This window comes from Vibrio sp. B1FIG11, assembly GCF_905175335.1.
In the GTDB taxonomy this organism is placed as follows: Bacteria; Pseudomonadota; Gammaproteobacteria; order Enterobacterales; family Vibrionaceae; genus Vibrio; species Vibrio campbellii.
In genome coordinates, this window is record NZ_HG992751.1 from 176,222 (window position 1) to 193,477 (window position 17,256).

Genomic DNA, 17,256 nt, shown 5'->3' on the forward strand with positions numbered 1-17,256 from the left:
TTCAAGGTTGATATTCAAAACGTAAAAGCCGCACTCTTAAGTGCGGCTTTCTTTTTATCGGGTCATTCAATCAGTTTTCTTCGCCTTGGTAGCGAATACTATTGATAAACCATTCTTTGTAGCCTTCTGGCGTTCTTACTGCGAATTCGTCATCGACTTCTTTTTTTTAGGAGCGCACGCGCCATTGGGGAATCAATCGAGATATAGCCTTTTGCATCGCCATAGATTTCATCGGGACCAACGATGCGGAAATTCTTCACATCGCCCGCTTCATTCTCAATTTCCACCCAAGCACCAAAGAACACTTTGCCTTCTTGCTGAGGTGAGTAATCCACCACTTTGACTTGCTCTAGACGCTTTCGTAAGTATCTGACACGACGGTCAATTTCACGCAGACGTTTTTTTGTTGTATTGATATTAGTTCTACTCTTAAGAGCGTACTAATAGCTAAAATACTACTTCTAAATATCTGATATTAAGCTGGTCTGTTTTTATAGCTGAGTCATTTGAATTAGTGAGAACCATCAACTATATACTAAGTAGTATGTTAAGAACTCCTTAGTATTTGAGGTGATCTATGAACTATGAGAAGCGATGGACGGGTTGGAGTGAGTTTTTAGAGAATAGTCGTCGATTCCCTGATAGTAATGAGCAGGAATGTAAAAATGCACAGCAGTTTAAACATGTTCCTATAAATATGACCCGTTATTACGCCAAGAACTAGTCTGGATGGCGTGACTACTTCAAACAGGCAAAGAAATGAGCTTCGTAATCAAGCGCTCAGTGAACTACAAAGCTAGTGCAAGCCGGCCCTCATTTCGCTTTCCTGCGCTTTTTACTGAAAATGGTTTGCTGATTTCTCACTTGAGATTTTTGCATGAGAATCGCTACAAATCTCAGTCGTGGCTAGAGCGCAATACCTTCGCTGTAGAGCTTCTTTTAAAGTACATAGAGCGCCAATTATTAAGCGCCTCATCGGCTACAGATCTACTAAGAGCTTTTGTTGAAGCGTTACAGTTCGGAACGATTCAAGATGGGCAAGATAACTCTGGTTTGTTCTGGTCTCCTCGAAGAAGTGAAGATGTGAATGTTCTTCTTCGTCATATCACTGATTACTGCGACTACTTAGACACAATCCATGGTACTGATTTACCGAAGCTAAATCCCTTGAAGAAAGCCAATTATGTCGAAGAACGCTTGCAGTGGTGTGCTTACTACAGAAGGCACAGTCGTAGTTTCCTGAATCACTTAGCTAAACCATCCCGACAGCAATTCTCAGTTGTTAGAAAGATTCGAGGACCTGAGAGGCACCTAGTTGATATCGAAGCGGTATATCGCTTTCCAGAAGACCGAATTGAAGACTTACTGCTGCATGGGTTTGTTTCTGCTTCAGGAGAACCGGATTATGGTAGTCAGTTAATCGTAATGTTGATGCATTTTGGTGGGTTGAGATTGTCGGAGTGTTTTCATATATATGCTCATGATGTTCATCTAGATGAGAAATCCGGCTCAGCTCTCATATCGGTTTTTCACCCTAGTGATGGAAAATCTCCTGACAAGCGGTTTAGTAGCCGAAGAGAATATTTGGCTCATGTATACCAACTTAGTCCACGAACTGACTATCCGAGAAGCCATAGGCTCTACGCTGGCTGGAAAGGACCTTTGCTTACAAATCGCAATCTGTCTTTTGATGTCATGTTTTATCCACTAAGTAAAGCCGTTGAGTTCACTCTGTTACTACAAAAATACCTTTCGGTTAAGCCAGCTTCAGAATCTCCTTTCCTATTTGTTAACTCAAAAGGCGATACTGAGAGTAAAAAAAAATTTCAATCAAAAACACAATCGAGCAGTTAAACGAATCGGACTCGAACCTTCCAAATCGCGAGGGACGACCCCACATGCACATCGACATTCCTACGGCTATAGATTAAGCCAAGGAGGTTTCTCTCAACTAGAGATTCAAAAAGCGATGCATCATAAAAGCCCTGACAGTTGCTTGGTTTACTTGACACCTTCTGACGACGAGGTTCGTCAGCAAATGAGAGGCGCTCACTGATGAAAAAGTTTTACGCAACCATAAACCAAGCAAGTAAAGCGGCGATAGGATTGGGTATTCAATCGCTGACGGAATATAAGCAGCGTTACAAAGAAGATGAGCGTCTTCCCTCGCATCCAAATAAGGCTTATGCCAATGATTGGGTTGATTGGTTTAGTTTTCTGGATAAAGAAAAGCGGTCTTTGTATTCGACATATGCAGAGGCCAGCGAAGCGGTGATAGAATTGGGCATTCAATCGCTGGCGGAATATAAGCAGCGTTACAAAGAAGATGAGCGTCTTCCCTCGAGTCCAAATAAGGCTTATGCCAATGATTGGGTTGATTGGTTTAGTTTTCTGGATAAAGAAAAGCGGTCTTGGTATTCGACATATGCAGAGGCCAGCGAAGCGGCGATAGGATTGGGCATTCAATCGCAGCCTGAGTATTCGCAGCGTTACAAAGAAGATGGGCGTCTTCCCTCGAGTCCAAATAAGGTTTATGCCAATGATTGGGTTGATTGGTTTAGTTTTCTGGATAAAGAAAAGCGGTCTTTGTATTCGACATATGCAGAGGCTAGCGAAGCGGCGATAGGATTGGGCATTCAATCGCTGGCGGAATATAAGCAGCGTTACAAAGAAGATGAGCGTCTTCCCTCGCATCCAAATAAGGCTTATGCCAATGATTGGGTTGATTGGTTTAGTTTTTTGGATAAAGAAAAGCGGTCTTGGTATTCGACATATGCAGAGGCCAGCGAAGCGGCGATAGGATTGGGTATTCAATCGCAGCCTGAGTATTCGCAGCGTTACAAAGAAGATGAGCGTCTTCCCTCGAGTCCAAATAAGGCTTATGCCAATGATTGGGTTGATTGGTTTAGTTTTCTGGATAAAGAAAAGCGGTCTTTGTATTCGACATATGCAGAGGCCAGCGAAGTGGCGATAGGATTGGGTATTCAATCGCTGGCTGAGTATTCGCAGCGTTACAAAGAAGATGAGCGTCTTCCCTCGTGTCCAAATCAGTTTTATAAAGATGATTGGATCAACTGGATTCAATTCTTATTGCCCAGAGATATATCTAATCTGAAACAGTTCAAAACAGCATGTGCGATTCTAAAAATCAAAGACTCTGCTCAATATAGAGTTACGCAGAAGAACTATCCTCAATTACCCTCCAAACCTGAAAAAAGAATACCTGACTGGAGCAATTGGTATGACGCTCTCGATATACCACGACCTTATGGATATGACGAACTAGTCGCTTTAGTTCGAAGCAAAGGTGTTTTCAGTCTCGCTGAATATGCGAAGCTTCGATCAGAGTCCAACGACCCTAGAATGCCAGCCAAACCAGAAGAGTATTATCACGGAAAGGGCTGGACTAACACTTATGACTTCTGGGGAGTAAAACGACCGTACCAGGTAAAATACTTTACCGATGAGTGGTCTTTGTGGGCTGAGACGTTAAAAGAGTTTCTCAAGTCTGCACGTGGTGGAGATACCAAAGCGAAAGACCTGTGTGAATTTGTTCGTGAATACATTGAGCCAAATGGTTTTGAAACATCCCCGTTGGAGTTTCTTACTCGTGGCTCGACAAACATTCAACCCATGCTGAATCTGTTTGAACAAGTTCCAGTGACTCGAAGAAAAAAATGGGCATTCTCAATCAATGAGTTCTTAGATTGGATTATCTCGAGTTATCTTATTTTGGAAGACACAGAGACGGGAGAAATTACCCATATCAAGGGCGCTAAAAACCCTTTTAGTCACATCAACTTTAATGGAGAGACTGCTCCTCAAGTGATCAATGAAACAGACAAGATGGCTCTGCCCTATCAATATGTAAAAGCAGGGCGAGATTGGATATTTCCATTGGACTCTGTAGAGAAAAAGTTAAGCTATCGGGATTTAGCTCATTTGCAGCGTTTTTCATCAGATTGGGTGCAAATCAAAGACAGCTCTATCCTTGATGAGAGTGATCCTGACTGCGTTTTCAAAGTTGAAAATGGAAAAACCTACCTTTGGTTTCCAACATACTGGACCTATACATACTCACTAATGCAACTCCCCGCACGAGGTATGCAAATTATTTATTGCGATTCTGGAGAAGCCGATCAAGAACTCGCCGACTTTAAGAATAATAAAGTCGTTTGGAAGAAAAATAGGACTAAGTTAGCTGGCCTAACCAATCGGCAGAGCATGGTGAGTAAGTCAGGGCAAGGAGAGTTCGGTGTTCACTACACGTCCAACAAAACTAAGTTTGATGGTTCGGGTTACACGATTCCTTTCATGCCCATAGAGCTTGCGTATTGGTTGGTAAAGCTGAGAAAGTGGCAACAGAAATATAATCCACTTGAGGAGCCAACGAAATGGCTTGATTGTGAGCGCACCAATCTAAACGAAGTCCAGCGTAAGCAAAAAGGGTCTAATTGCTTTTTATTCCGAGACTATCTAGAGAAAGAGCCAGGGACATTTGGTGGCAGACTAACGACACGGCTCGCAGCTGCGCTATATTTCTCTGGCAAGAATGATATTAATACGGCTACCTACAAAGGGCTGAAATACGATCAATCGATTAAAGAGTTTGAAAATAGCCAAACGATACCGCTTTCACACTTCAAATCCCCTTATACTCCACACTCAATGCGCGTCAGTCTGATTAACGCGTACGCCTTTGAATTTGGTATTCCTTTGGAAGTCATTATGAAGTTGGTCGGTCACTCCAGCATTCTGATGACAATCTATTATACCAAGAGCGGTAAAACAGGCGCCAACTTGCGAGAAAAAATGGATGTGGGAGAAAAGGAGGCGATAAGCAAAGCAACTCAGACGCTCAAATCCTTTGTGGAGCAGCAGCGAATTGAAGAGGTGAAATCACAGTTGGTAGGCTCATCTGTGGATCTACTGAATTCACTAGACAATGCTCGGCCGGCCTCCAGCTATCTTTGGAAAGACTTTGGTATCTGTCCGGTGGGAGGTGCTTTTTGTTCAGAAGGAGGCTGCCCTGTAGCCACAAAAGCCAACATATATCACCCCGTGCCAGCAGGTTATTTAGGTGAGCAGAACTGTTTTCAGTGTCGATTCTTTATCACCGGTCCTGCTTTTTTGGTTGGACTTGCCGCCATGTTCAATGAGATAAGCCTAGCCGTAAATACGCAATCTATACGTTACACTGCACTTGGTCAGAAGCTTGATAATATTGCAGAGAAGATAGATGTCATTGATCACCAGCTTTACAAAATTAAAGCGGACAGCTCAGAGAAGTCAGCTTTAGAGTCTGATAGACGTGGGTTAGTTGGGAAACGTACGCACTTGAACTCGGAAATTGAAACACGAGCGAAGAAGCTAGATTTGTACCTCTCGGACATGAATGCGATTCACCGACATATCCATAATTGTCAAACCCTTATGCGTAAGCCTCAGGAAAACACGGAAAAGCACTATCAGCTTATTGTTCCGCATGAATTCACTCTAGGTGTTGAGCTAGATGAAGTAAGCAGCTTTCATCAGCTATCAGAGGTATGCTCGAACGCAGAGCTGTACCATAGTTGTAGTGATGATTTAGCAGTTACCAGACGCTCCCAAATGATCGACAAGATGATGGCCGAAAACGGTATTCAGCCGCAATTCTTCTTACTGTCAGAAGAAGAACAGCTTGCAGTGGGGAATCAGTTAACAGAGCTAATGCTGACACGGTTGAAAGGCTGGGAGAACGTTGACCGTCTCATGGATGGGAGTTTGACCCTAAAGGACTTATCGATAGATAACCAGTTCGACGAAAAGACGATTCGTGAATTGTTTGAGAAGTCGAAACCAGTAAAAAGGATCGGTTAGCATGTCAGAAATTACCCCTGAGCAAGTACTGAGTCAGCTAAAAAAGAAAGCGTCATCTCGGGTACAGAACTCATTAGAGGCCGTGTTTACCATATGCAAGGAACAACAAGAACGCGGATTGAACGACTTTAGTTATTCAACGATAGCTCGACTTGGAAAAGGGCGAGGTGTTCCAGCTGCACAAAGTATCCGGAACAAGACGGGAGAATCGTACCGAACCTTAATTGCTAGTTTCAACTCTTCAGCAAAAGACCAACCAAGGTCGGCGCGAAGCACTTCAAAAGGTAAGATGCACGCTTGGATTGATGAACTAGACGATCCAGTCGTTAAGCTTCAAGCCAATATTCTCTATGCTCAAAAAAAGGAAGCGGAACGACTACTTAATGAAGTAGTGCCTATCAATCAGGTCATTGAAGTGTTCGATAATGTTGATGTGTCCTTTGCGTCTATCAAGCTCACTGAGCTGGAGCGAAGCGCATTGGAGTACCTCATTTCTAGTGAGTTTTTACGCAGACACCAATTGGAGCTTGGAAAAAATGGCAGTATAGTTTCGACTGATACTCAAAAGTCTTTTTTCCCTGTCGCAACTTTGGATGCAATCAAAAAGGCTTTACAGAACTTATAAATAACTTGGATTGTAGAAGTGAAAACAAAACTAATCACCAGAGAAGGTTATAACAAACTCAAAGCGGAACATGACCATCTGTGGAATGAGAAGCGTCCAGAGATTACCAAAATCGTCACATGGGCAGCTAGTTTGGGTGATCGCTCGGAAAACGCTGACTACACCTTCAACAAACGCTTACTTCGTCAAATAGACCGTCGTGTGCGCTTTCTTCGTAAGTTTCTGCCTGAAGTGACCATTGTTGACTACTCTCCTCAACAAGAAGGAAAGGTCTTCTTCGGAGCTTGGGTTGAGATTGAGAATGAAGCCGGTGATGTTAAGACATTCAGAATTGTTGGTCCTGAGGAAATTTATGGCGGCGCAAAAGACTACATCTCAATTGATTCACCAATGGCGAGAGCATTGTTGAAGAAGGAAGTAGATGACGAAGTAACGGTACGCACACCTGAAGGTGACAAAGAATGGTTCGTTAACTCTATTAGCTACAACAAACCTTAACTCTCTTCGGAACCGCTCAACTTATTGATAAGCTCTTGCCTCTCTTCTTCACTCAATTTTGCAATCAGGCAGGCCAACTTGGCAGAGCTTTCTTCCTCACAAAAGAAATAGTTCAAAGGGACGCCTAGCTCGTTAGCAATGAGCTTTAGAGTCTGTATGTCTGGAGCGTGTTTTGCTTTCTCATACTGATTCATTCTGGCACTTGCCGAACCCTCATCCATACCTATTCGCACCCCCAAGGCTTTCTGGGAGAGTTTGGCTTTTTTGCGTGCTTTTTTAAGTCGCGCTGGGATTGGGCTAGTAAATGACATTTTCGGTTCATTTGTGAAAACCTATATTAACTAAGATTTTCTTAGTTTTATTCATTTCTGTATACTAAGCAATCCTTAGTTTTGTGTGTGGGCGGGAAATGAAACGTTCTATAAGAATCAGTGCAGTAATGCATAAGTTGTTGGTTGAAGATGAAATGGACGGGTTTTCTGTCGTTGAGGTGAGAGATGCTTCATTGAAACTTGAAGAAGGTACACAGAACTCTGATGAGGCTCGGAAGAAGGTTTATCGCCAAATATGGCAATATCAACAAAGGGGTTGGCTGCGAAGTGAAGGTAAAGGAAGAAACAAAAAGTACTTTCAAACCGAACAATTTAGAGAACTTCAGACAGTGCCTCGAAAAAAAGCCAAACGTGAAGTTTTAAGAAAAGAATGTTCTCCAGACTACTCGATTTTGCTTCGTGAGAGTAATGAATATAAAGGCGAATTAGAGATCGTACTTGGTGAAATCGATGAATATCAATCACTAAGATGCCGTTTCCCTGAGCTAGAGAATCGATTAACCCCATTGTTACAGCAAGCAAGAGAACGTTCAGCGCACTTGCTTGGCAAAATAAATGGATTAACGAACCTCCTTAATACTCTCTCAGAGGGGAGCCAACCGTGCTAAGACAGTGGCAGACAGAGTGCGCTGCAAAAGCTATCCAGAAATTTAGAGCAAAGCACCAACACTTTTTCTGCCAAGCGACACCGGGAGCCGGAAAAACCGTACTTGCGGCAACAGTTGCATCAAGACTACTTTGTGATGATTTGATCGACCTTGTGTTATGTTTTTCTCCATCTTTAACGGTAGCTGATGGAATCAAAAGAACTTTTTCTCAGACTCTGAATTGCACTTTTAATGGTGGCCTAGGCTCTATTGGGCAATCGCTAACATATCAATCAATCCAATTTCTCAACGACGAGTTTTGGCAGACGTTACGTAATCATCGAGTGTTTGTTGTCTTTGATGAAATTCATCACTGCTCTGGATCTGACTTTGAAAATGCAAATGTTTGGGGGCAACAAGTGCTAGCCAAGATACAGGGTTTAGCAACCTATACGTTAGCTATGTCAGGGACTCCGTGGCGCTCAGATTCTCTACCTATAGTCATGTCCGAATACAGTGATCCAGAAGGTAAGCTTTTGGTTGATTACCAATACACTTTGAGGCAGGCGATCGTAGACAAGGTTTGTCGAGTTCCAAAGTTGGTTTTGGTTGATAGTGAGCATCTCTCTGTGAGCAACGAAGATAAAGTGGAGTCGTTTTCTTCAATCTTAGAAATGCTCAAGCAGACCAGAACCTCATATCAAAGTGTTATACATAACCAGGAAGCGATGGAGTATTTACTCGGCCTTGGTTGTAACAAGCTTGCAGAAATACGTTCTCTCTCGCCCAATGCGGGAGGTTTAGTCGTGGCCTCTTCTGTTCAGCACGCTCAAGCAATCCAAAAGATACTCTCTCAAAAGTACTCTCAATCTGTATCAATCGTTACTTATCGCCATGAAGAGCCATTAGCTGAAATAGAACGCTATCGTCAAAGTGATGCTCAATGGATTGTCAGCGTTGGAATGATCAGCGAAGGCACTGATATACCTCGACTTCAAGTTTGCTGTCATATGAGCGCGGTGAAAACTGAGCTGTACTTTAGGCAAGTACTGGGGCGTATTCTTCGGGTAAATGGAATAGAAAATCAACAGGCGTGGCTGTTCACTTTTGCAGAGCAAAGTTTGATTCAATTTTCTGAGCGGATTGAGCAAGACATTCCTGACTCTTGTATGTTTGCGAAAATAGAGAGTTTGATAGCGTTTGAGTCAGAATCTCAACGTACTTGCTTAAGTGGTCATGGTCTCTTAGAAGATCGAGAACAAGTAAAATCAAAGTTGGTTTGGAGTAGTGCTATCAGCACCGAACTTAACTCAACCGGATCTCTTAGTGCAATCGATGAACTTAGATTGGGAGCTTTTAAGCAGCGCGTAATCTCAGCTTTTCTAGCCACTTCATAGTTTAAAAATGATCTCTGTACTCTTGTTAGCTTTAAGTTTCAGTTACAATGCGCTTCTTCATCATATGTAACTGTACTTCTATGGACGATAAACAAAAACAAGAACTTAAGAGCAAGATTTGGCGTGTTTCTGAATCCTTGCGTGGAAATATTAGAACAGAGGAGTTCCGTGTTTATTTTCTAGGGTTAACTTTTTATCTCTTTATTTCTCTGAAGCTTGAACGATATGCAGATGAGTTACTTCGTGGTGAGGGAGTTCGATTCCGTGATATCGAGGACTTGAATGAAGAAGGCAATAACTACATCGAAGATATTCAAGAAGAAGCCTTGCATGAACTCGGGTATTTCTGTCGACCTTCCGAGTTATTTCATAACGTGGTTCAGGCCAGCACTACAGATGATTATATAGCTGAGTTGTTGGATGATACCCTTAGAAAGATCGAGTACCGTTCACTGGGACATCTTTTTGATGGAGTGTTTACTAGCATAGACTTTTACTCCCCAAAGTTAGGCAAAACAACCAGAGAGCGTAATAGAGTCATTGCCAGTATTTTGATTGCTTTGAACGATTTTAATATTCAGGATGATCAAAATATTTCATGGGGTGACTTCTATGAGTACTTGATTAATATGTTTGCAGGCGCAGCGGGCAATCGAGGTGGGGAGTTTTATACCCCTAAATCGATTTCCAAATTAGTGTCGAAACTTGTCATAATAGGTGGCGATGATATTCAGTCGATTTATGACCCAGCATGTGGCTCAGCCTCTATGCTATTGAATGTTGCATCTGAAACTAACAATTCTGATGTGAAGTTATATGGACAAGAGATTAACTTTGAAACATATAACTTGGCACGCATGAATATCATCTCGCATGGTATTCCACAGGCTGACTTTGACTTAGCTCATGGTGATAGCCTTGAAGATCCGACTCATCTAGACCAAAAGTTTGATGTGGTTGTTTCTAACCCACCATTTTCTTCCTCCTGGTCACCCTCTCCTTTGCATTTTAGGGATGAACGTTTTGCTCGTTATGGAAAGCTAGCTCCGAAAAATAAGGCAGACTTTGCTTTCATTCAGCATATGCTTTGCCAACTTAAAGATGATGGTTTAATGGTTTCCATCGTTTCTCATGGTGTGCTATTTCGTGGTGGTTCCGAAGGTGAAATTAGACGTCACTTATTGGCTGGACTGAACTGTCTAGATGCAGTTATAGGGCTACCTGCTAACTTATTCTTAGGTACTTCAATTCCAGTTTGTGCTCTGATATTCAAGAAAAATCGAAATAAAGGTGATGGCGTTCTTTTTATAGATGCTAGTCAGCTTTTTGAGAAGAAAAATAGGCGTCGTTTCATTGATGATAAGTCGATAGATAAAATACTGACGGCAGTCGACGCACGTAAGACAGACAGCGGCTTTTCAAAAGTAGTTTCACTTAAAGAAATTGAGCAAAATGACTTTAAACTCTCAATCTCAGATTATGTGGATGTTATTCCCCATACCAATATCTCGAACTTTGCAGACTTCCATAGAGCGGTAAGTAAACTAAACCCAGATTTTGCAGTGTTCCGAGGTGTTGAAAATAAAGCATATAAGCTAGAGCCTTCTATTATGCGTTTGGGGTATGACAAAGAAGATGAGCTCATTAATGCAGAAAAAAGGCTGTTCAAACACTTTAAAGAACAAGCTATTCCTCATTTAGAATATAATCCAAGTAATGATTGGGAGTGGCTTGCACTCGCACAGCATCACGGTTTACCTACACGTCTACTGGATTGGTCTAGAAACCCTCTTGTCGCTCTGTATTTTGCGATTGAATCTGAGAGTGATACAGACGGTGCTGTCTATATCCTTACAGACAGAAAAGATCCTTTTGACATGGATAAGCAGATGAAACCCTTAGAGTTGACCTCAAAAGATGAGGTTAGGAAGTATATGCCAGCGAATTTAACACCAAGAATTATTGCCCAGAGCGGCTTGTTCACAGTGCAAACCAATTTGATGGCACCATACGAGCCTAAAGGGTTAACAAAGCTCATCATACCTAAAAATGCCAAAGTAAGGATTAGGAAAGACTTATCTCGCTACGGGGTAAACCGTTATACAATCTATCCCGGATTAGATGGGCTGTCATATCACTTGAAGTGGTCTAACACCAAGCAAACTCAAACGAATTAATTTGGACACAAGTAATGGTCGAACAACACCAACAAGAACTAAAGAAACAGCTTTGGAACATCGCCAACACCCTTCGTGGTAACATGTCTGCCGATGACTTTCGTGATTACATCCTTGGCCTAATCTTCTACAAATACCTTTCAGATAAGCTAAATCGCTACGCTAATGAATTGCTTTCAGAAGATGGTATTCAGTTCGCGCAAATCGATGAGAAGAGCGAAAAAGGCAAAGAGTACCTAGAGGCAGTCCAAGAAGAGGCGCTAGACAAACTCGGTTACTTCTTTAAGCCATCAGAGCTGTTTCATGTGGTTGCTGAAGCTGGTGCTAATGGTGAGTTCATTCTTGATGATGTGCGTGATGTTTTGAATGACATCGAGCAAAGCACTATGGGAGCAGACAGTGCCGACGACTTTAACGGCCTGTTTGATGAACTCGACCTAACATCAAACAAGCTAGGTAAAACGCCAGATGCTCGTAACAAACTAATTGCTAAAGTATTGGAACACCTAGATAACATTGATTTTCACTTAGAAAACAGTGAGATTGATATTCTTGGTGATGCTTACGAATATCTCATTGGCATGTTCGCCAGTGGTGCGGGTAAAAAAGCTGGCGAGTTTTATACGCCGCAGATGGTTTCTAAGCTGTTAGCTAAGCTTGTGACACTTGATAACCCAAATCTAAAGTCTGTTTATGATCCAACGTGTGGTTCTGGTTCGTTACTATTGCGTGTTGCGAAAGAAGCCAACAACCCAGACTTAAAGTTCTACGGGCAAGAGCAAAACCCAAGTACTTATAACTTAGCTCGTATGAACATGATCATGCACGATGTTCATTACAATCGCTTCGACATTCAGAATGACGATACGTTAGAAGCTCCAGCGCATATTGAGCAACGCTTCAGCGCAGTAGTGGCTAACCCTCCATTCTCTGCTGGTTGGTCAGCTAACCCTTTACACCTAAACAATGAGCGTTTTTCTGACTACGGTAAGCTTGCACCTAAATCTAAAGCGGATTTTGCTTTTGTTCAGCACATGGTTCATCAACTTGATGATGGAGGAACGATGGCTGTGGTATTGCCTCACGGTGTGTTGTTCCGCGGCGCGGCAGAAGGGCATATTCGGAAGCATCTAATCAAAGAGAAAAACTATCTGGATATGGTGATTGGTTTACCTGCTAATATCTTCTTTGGCACGCCCATCCCTACTTGTGTTCTTGTACTAAAGAAAAATCGAAAAGCTGACGATGATGTGTTGTTTATTGATGCCAGCAACCATTTTGAGAAAGGCACTAATAACAATTTTATGCGCGAAGAGGATTTACAGCGTATTTTAGATGCTGTCGCTAAGCGTCAAAAGATTGATAAATTCGCTTTTGCAGCAACCCCTGCTGATTTAAAAGAGAATGAATATAACCTAAATATCCCTCGTTATGTGGATACTTTTGAAGAAGAAGAAATTGTAGATTTGGCGGAGGTATCAAAGCGGCTAGTCACGAATGATAATGCCATGCTGGATACAAATAGTACAATTGCAGCGTATTGTTCAGAACTAGGTATTGATACTCCTTTTGAGGTAAAAGCATGAGTTTTAAAGAACCAATGCTATCGTTTGATAAAGAAGCGCATTACCCTATAACCACTAATGACGCTGTAAAGTCTATATCTTCAGGTGTAAGTGTTAACTCAGAAGATACACCTATAACTAGTGATACTCAGCTTGGAGTACTTAAAACTAGTTGTGTCTCAAGTGGCCGCTTTATTCCTAGTGAAAACAAAACCATTCTGGCTTCTGAGTTTTCTCGCATAAAGCAACCGGTTGAATCAGGGACGATAATTTTTAGCCGAATGAATACTCCACTATTAGTCGGAGAGGTTGGGTATGTTTCATCGTCTCATAAAAACTTATTTTTACCAGATCGACTCTGGGCAATAAAGACTAAAAGCGGCTACGATCCTCGATGGTTAGCCAATTACCTTACAACGCCCAAAATCAAGTTTCGATTAAAAGAGCTAGCTACAGGTACAAGTGGCAGCATGAAAAATATTTCACAGCCAAGTTTCTTAGGTATTCAATTACATTCGCCAAAACTTGAAGTACAACAAAAAATCGCTGACTTCTTAACTTCCGTCGATACTAAAATCAGCCAATTAACCGAAAGGCAACGCTTACTCAAAGAATACAAAAAAGGTGTAATGCAGCAGATTTTTAGCCAGCAAATTCGCTTTAAAGATGAAAATGGCAATGCGTTTCCTGATTGGGAAGAGAAACCTCTGAGCCAATTAGCATCAAAAATAACGACTAAAAATAAAGGTAGGTTAGTAAAGGCTGTACTAACGAATTCAGCAAAGTATGGGATAATTTCTCAACAGGACTATTTTGAAAAAGATATAGCGAAAGGGGATAATACCGACAACTATTGTGTGGTTGATATTAATGATTTTGTTTATAACCCGAGAATATCTGAGTTAGCGCCTGTTGGTCCAATTGGTAGAAACAAAATTGAACAAGGAGTGATGTCTCCGCTGTACTCTGTTTTTCGCTTCAATTCGAAAGTTTGTCTAGATTTCATGGAGTACTTTTTTAAAGGGACAACATGGCATAAGTACATGCATAGTGTTGCTAACTTTGGTGCAAGGCATGATCGAATGAATATATCAAGTGCAGACTTGATGGCACTTTCATGCCCATGTCCGTGCTCTGATGAACAGAAAAAAATAGCTCGTTTCTTAAAAACTATCGATCTCAAAATTGAGGGCGTTGCAGAGCAGATAGAACAAACCAAGCAGTTTAAAAAAGGCTTACTTCAACAGATGTTTGTGTAATTTCTTAATGTATAGCTCTGTCTGCTAGAGCTGTACATGAAAGCACTCAAGGATATTAAATCGTCAAATGGCTTATCAATCAGAACAACAATTAGAAGATAACTTAATTGCTCAGCTTGGCACTCAAGGTTTTGAAGTTATTGCGCCTAGAGACAATACTGCGCTTGAAGCTAACCTAAAGGCTCAACTTGAGAAAGTGAATGAATGCACGCTTTCGGATACTGAGTTTCGTCAGGTATTGGGTAAGCTAGAGAAGGGCAATATCTTCACCAAAGCGAAGACATTGCGTGATCAGCTTGATGTCACCTTGGATAATGGTGACAGCCGACATCTAACTCTGTTGTTTGATGAAGCCAGTAAAAACAAGTTTCAGGTTGCCCAGCAAATAACGGTGAAGGGTATCTATACCAACCGATATGATGTGACGGTATTGGTAAATGGTCTTCCTTTAGTGCAAATCGAACTCAAGCGACGTGGCATAGAGCTAAAAGAAGCATTCAATCAAGTTAAACGCTATCAAAAGCACTCGTATCATGCCAACCACGGTCTGTTCAATTATGTTCAACTGTTCGTGATTTCAAATGGGGTTAATACACAGTATTTCTCCAATAATAGCGAGATGTCCGCTAAGCAAACTTTTGATTGGACGGATTTTGATAATAAGAAAATCAGTCAACTTCCGAGCTTTGCTAGTGCTTTCCTAACAACACCGCATTTAACAGCGATGCTGACTAAGTACATTGTCTTGAACGAGACAGGAAAGTTCTTAATGGTGCTGCGTCCGTATCAGTTCTATGCGGTGGAAGAGATCATTAAGCAAGTCAGAACTACAGACTTGAACGGTTACATATGGCACACCACGGGTTCTGGCAAAACGCTGACATCTTTTAAAGCTGCACAGATTATGACTTCATTAAGTGAAGTCGATAAAGTCGTTTTTGTTGTTGACCGTAAAGACCTCGATTACCAAACAGCGTTAGAATTTAATGCTTTTGCCAAAGGTTGTGTCGATAGCACAGACAATACCAACATGCTGTTTCACCAGCTAATCGATAAGCCAATCAAAGGCAAAAAGATTAACGAAAATCGCAACAACAAACTTGTCGTCACTACGCTGCAAAAACTCAATAATGTGGTGACTAAAAAGCGCTACCTAAGTGAGATGGAAGCACTGAGAGATAAACGTATTATCTTTATCTTCGATGAGTGCCACCGAAGCCAGTTTGGTGATACACACCAGAATATTACCCAGTTCTTCCAAGGGGCTCAGTTGTTTGGTTTTACGGGAACGCCAATCTTTGCTAAAAACGCAGTGGCTAAAAAGTCCATAAAGAAAACCACAAAAGACCTTTTTGGCGAATGTTTACACCCTTATGTGATCGTTGATGCCATTCGTGACAATAACGTTCTTAAGTTTGCCATCGAGTATGTGGGGCGCTATCAATACAAAGATGGCTCGAACAACAACCTTGATATTGAAGTTGAAGATATCGACACCAAAGAGCTTTTAAGCTCTCCTGCGCGTCTTGATAAGATTACCGACTACATTATTGCTCATCACCGAAGAAAGACACACAGTCGCGATTACAACGCAATGTTCTGTGTATCTGGTGTACCAGAGCTGATCCAATACTACGAGTTGCTTGCTAAGAAGAAAGCGGAAGGTAAACACAACCTTAAAGTTGCGACCATTTTTAGCTATGAAGCCAATGAAGAGGAAGAGTACGAGCTAGGTAATGGTGATGCGGTAGAGATTCAAGAAGTCGCAGCGAAGTATCTTAATGATGGAGATGCTGTAAAACTGCACAGCCGAGATAAGCTTGAGTCTTTCATCGGCGACTACAACAAGATGTTCGGCACAAACTATACAACCAAAGATAGCGAGTCTTTCTATAACTACTACAAGAACATCTCTAAGCGAGTGAAAGCCAAAGAGATCGATATTCTTTTGGTAGTCAACATGTTCCTGACTGGCTTTGATGCTCCAAGGCTAAATACCCTGTATGTCGATAAGAGCCTGAAACACCACGGGTTGATTCAAGCCTTTTCGCGCACTAATCGCCTGCTGGATGAAACCAAGTCTCACGGTAATGTGGTGTGTTTCCGCAATCTCAAAACTGCGGCTGATGATGCTTTCAAAATGTTCTCCAATAAGCAGCCGACCGAAGTGATTGAAATGCCATCATACGATGATCTGATGGCCGATTTTGATAAGGCATATGCCGCACTCATTTCGATCACGCCAACGGTAGATTCAGTCGATAGCTTGCCAGATGAAGAGGCACAAGCGTGGTTTGTCAGACAGTTCCGCGAACTGATGCGTTTAAAAAACATGCTTGGTAACTTTGCTGACTTCGACATGGATGCCACTGAGATGAGCGAGCAAGAGTTTCAGGACTTCACCAGTAAATACGCTGACTTGAATCGCCAGTTGCGTGAGAACTCAACTAAAGAGAAAGTTTCGATATTGGATGATGTCGACTTTGAACTTGAGTTGATGCACCGAGATGAAGTGAATGTCGGTTACATCCTTCACTTACTGCGAGAGCTACACGAAGAGGAAAGTACGGAAGAGAAGGCTCGTAAACGTCAGGTTATCGCCAACCTAATCGGGTCAGATCCAACGCTTCTTAGTAAAAAGGCTCTTATCGAGAAGTTCATGAATGATCACCTCGAAGGTATCCCGGCACACGCCGATGTTGAAGAAGAGTTTGAGTTTTTCTGGGAAAAAGAGAAACGTAAAGCACTAGAAAGCATGGCTAATGAGGAAAATCTAGATACTGAGAAGCTAGAGATTCTGGTTAACCGTTATGAGCTTAGTGAAGAGATGCCACTACGTGATGATTTCGCAGGAACACTGCAAACAAAGCCGACAATATTACAGCGTAAGAAAATTGTTGGACGCTTGGCTGAAAAGTTTAAAGGGTTTGTCGATACGTTTATTGGTGGTTTTTAGA

12 protein-coding genes and 1 pseudogene are annotated in these 17,256 nt (G+C 41.9%); 11 read left to right on the plus strand and 2 right to left on the minus strand.

Annotated elements, in window-relative coordinates; all coding sequences use genetic code 11:
- Nucleotides 1-70: 70 nt before the first annotated feature.
- Nucleotides 71-404 (minus strand): annotated as a pseudogene (locus tag KHO06_RS00820) (GreA/GreB family elongation factor); the annotation flags it as partial.
- Between the two features lie 379 nt (nucleotides 405-783).
- Between KHO06_RS00820 and gmtY the strand changes: the two are divergent.
- Genes gmtY through greB form a run of 5 tightly spaced genes read left to right on the plus strand, consistent with a single transcriptional unit; the run spans nucleotide 784 to nucleotide 6,982 of the window.
- Complete coding sequence (gmtY, locus tag KHO06_RS00825; protein ID WP_244858372.1) at nucleotides 784-1,854, plus strand: gamma-mobile-trio recombinase GmtY; 1,071 nt, start codon at nucleotides 784-786, stop codon at nucleotides 1,852-1,854.
- Nucleotides 1,787-2,056 carry a site-specific integrase gene (locus KHO06_RS26420; RefSeq protein WP_244858373.1) on the plus strand — a complete coding sequence of 90 codons (270 nt, stop codon included), beginning with the start codon at nucleotides 1,787-1,789 and terminating at the stop codon, nucleotides 2,054-2,056. Before gmtY ends, KHO06_RS26420 begins: the two co-directional genes overlap by 68 nt.
- Nucleotides 2,056-5,859, plus strand: coding sequence for a VPA1269 family protein (locus KHO06_RS00830; RefSeq protein ID WP_212581948.1), 3,804 nt, complete (start codon nucleotides 2,056-2,058; stop codon nucleotides 5,857-5,859). Before KHO06_RS26420 ends, KHO06_RS00830 begins: the two co-directional genes overlap by 1 nt.
- A 1-nt stretch (nucleotide 5,860) precedes the next feature.
- Nucleotides 5,861-6,484, plus strand: a complete 624-nt coding sequence (gene gmtX / locus KHO06_RS00835; protein WP_212581949.1) for a gamma-mobile-trio protein GmtX — start codon at nucleotides 5,861-5,863, stop codon at nucleotides 6,482-6,484.
- A gap of 18 nt (nucleotides 6,485-6,502) precedes the next feature.
- Nucleotides 6,503-6,982 carry a transcription elongation factor GreB gene (gene greB / locus KHO06_RS00840; protein WP_042604367.1) on the plus strand — a complete coding sequence of 160 codons (480 nt, stop codon included), beginning with the start codon at nucleotides 6,503-6,505 and terminating at the stop codon, nucleotides 6,980-6,982.
- Here the strand turns inward: greB and KHO06_RS00845 are convergent.
- Nucleotides 6,979-7,293, minus strand: a complete 315-nt coding sequence (locus KHO06_RS00845) for a helix-turn-helix transcriptional regulator (RefSeq protein ID WP_212581950.1) — start codon at nucleotides 7,291-7,293, stop codon at nucleotides 6,979-6,981. The genes greB and KHO06_RS00845 overlap by 4 nt on opposite strands.
- Nucleotides 7,294-7,391: 98 nt before the next feature.
- On the opposite strand from KHO06_RS00845, the gene KHO06_RS00850 reads away from it, so the two are divergent.
- From KHO06_RS00850 to KHO06_RS00875, 6 genes are all read left to right on the plus strand, one after another.
- Nucleotides 7,392-7,922 carry a hypothetical protein gene (locus KHO06_RS00850; RefSeq protein WP_212581951.1) on the plus strand — a complete coding sequence of 177 codons (531 nt, stop codon included), beginning with the start codon at nucleotides 7,392-7,394 and terminating at the stop codon, nucleotides 7,920-7,922.
- Entirely contained in the window at nucleotides 7,916-9,298 is a 1,383-nt protein-coding gene (locus KHO06_RS00855) for a DEAD/DEAH box helicase family protein (protein ID WP_212581952.1), read from the plus strand. Before KHO06_RS00850 ends, KHO06_RS00855 begins: the two co-directional genes overlap by 7 nt.
- Before the next feature lie 80 nt (nucleotides 9,299-9,378).
- Nucleotides 9,379-11,475: a type I restriction-modification system subunit M gene (locus KHO06_RS00860; protein WP_212581953.1), complete on the plus strand. Its 2,097-nt coding sequence runs from the start codon at nucleotides 9,379-9,381 to the stop codon at nucleotides 11,473-11,475.
- 14 nt (nucleotides 11,476-11,489) lie between these two features.
- Nucleotides 11,490-13,061 carry a type I restriction-modification system subunit M gene (locus KHO06_RS00865; protein ID WP_212581954.1) on the plus strand — a complete coding sequence of 524 codons (1,572 nt, stop codon included), beginning with the start codon at nucleotides 11,490-11,492 and terminating at the stop codon, nucleotides 13,059-13,061.
- Nucleotides 13,058-14,299 (plus strand): restriction endonuclease subunit S, encoded by a 1,242-nt coding sequence (locus tag KHO06_RS00870; protein WP_212581955.1) that lies wholly within the window; start codon nucleotides 13,058-13,060, stop codon nucleotides 14,297-14,299. The genes KHO06_RS00865 and KHO06_RS00870 overlap by 4 nt, the downstream gene beginning before the upstream one ends.
- Before the next feature lie 67 nt (nucleotides 14,300-14,366).
- Nucleotides 14,367-17,255: a type I restriction endonuclease subunit R gene (locus tag KHO06_RS00875; protein ID WP_212581956.1), complete on the plus strand. Its 2,889-nt coding sequence runs from the start codon at nucleotides 14,367-14,369 to the stop codon at nucleotides 17,253-17,255.
- The last annotated feature ends 1 nt before the right edge of the window (nucleotide 17,256 follow it).

Bases quoted from the DNA above. Each gene is read 5' to 3' on its own strand.
- KHO06_RS00830 (WP_212581948.1), top strand. From the start codon at position 2,056: ATGAAAAAGTTTTACGCAACCATAAACCAAGCAAGTAAAGCGGCGATA.
- KHO06_RS00845 (WP_212581950.1), bottom strand. From the start codon at position 7,293: ATGTCATTTACTAGCCCAATCCCAGCGCGACTTAAAAAAGCACGCAAA.
- gmtX (WP_212581949.1), top strand. From the start codon at position 5,861: ATGTCAGAAATTACCCCTGAGCAAGTACTGAGTCAGCTAAAAAAGAAA.
- KHO06_RS00860 (WP_212581953.1), top strand. From the start codon at position 9,379: ATGGACGATAAACAAAAACAAGAACTTAAGAGCAAGATTTGGCGTGTT.
- KHO06_RS00870 (WP_212581955.1), top strand. From the start codon at position 13,058: ATGAGTTTTAAAGAACCAATGCTATCGTTTGATAAAGAAGCGCATTAC.
- KHO06_RS00865 (WP_212581954.1), top strand. From the start codon at position 11,490: ATGGTCGAACAACACCAACAAGAACTAAAGAAACAGCTTTGGAACATC.
- KHO06_RS00875 (WP_212581956.1), top strand. From the start codon at position 14,367: ATGGCTTATCAATCAGAACAACAATTAGAAGATAACTTAATTGCTCAG.
- KHO06_RS00850 (WP_212581951.1), top strand. From the start codon at position 7,392: ATGAAACGTTCTATAAGAATCAGTGCAGTAATGCATAAGTTGTTGGTT.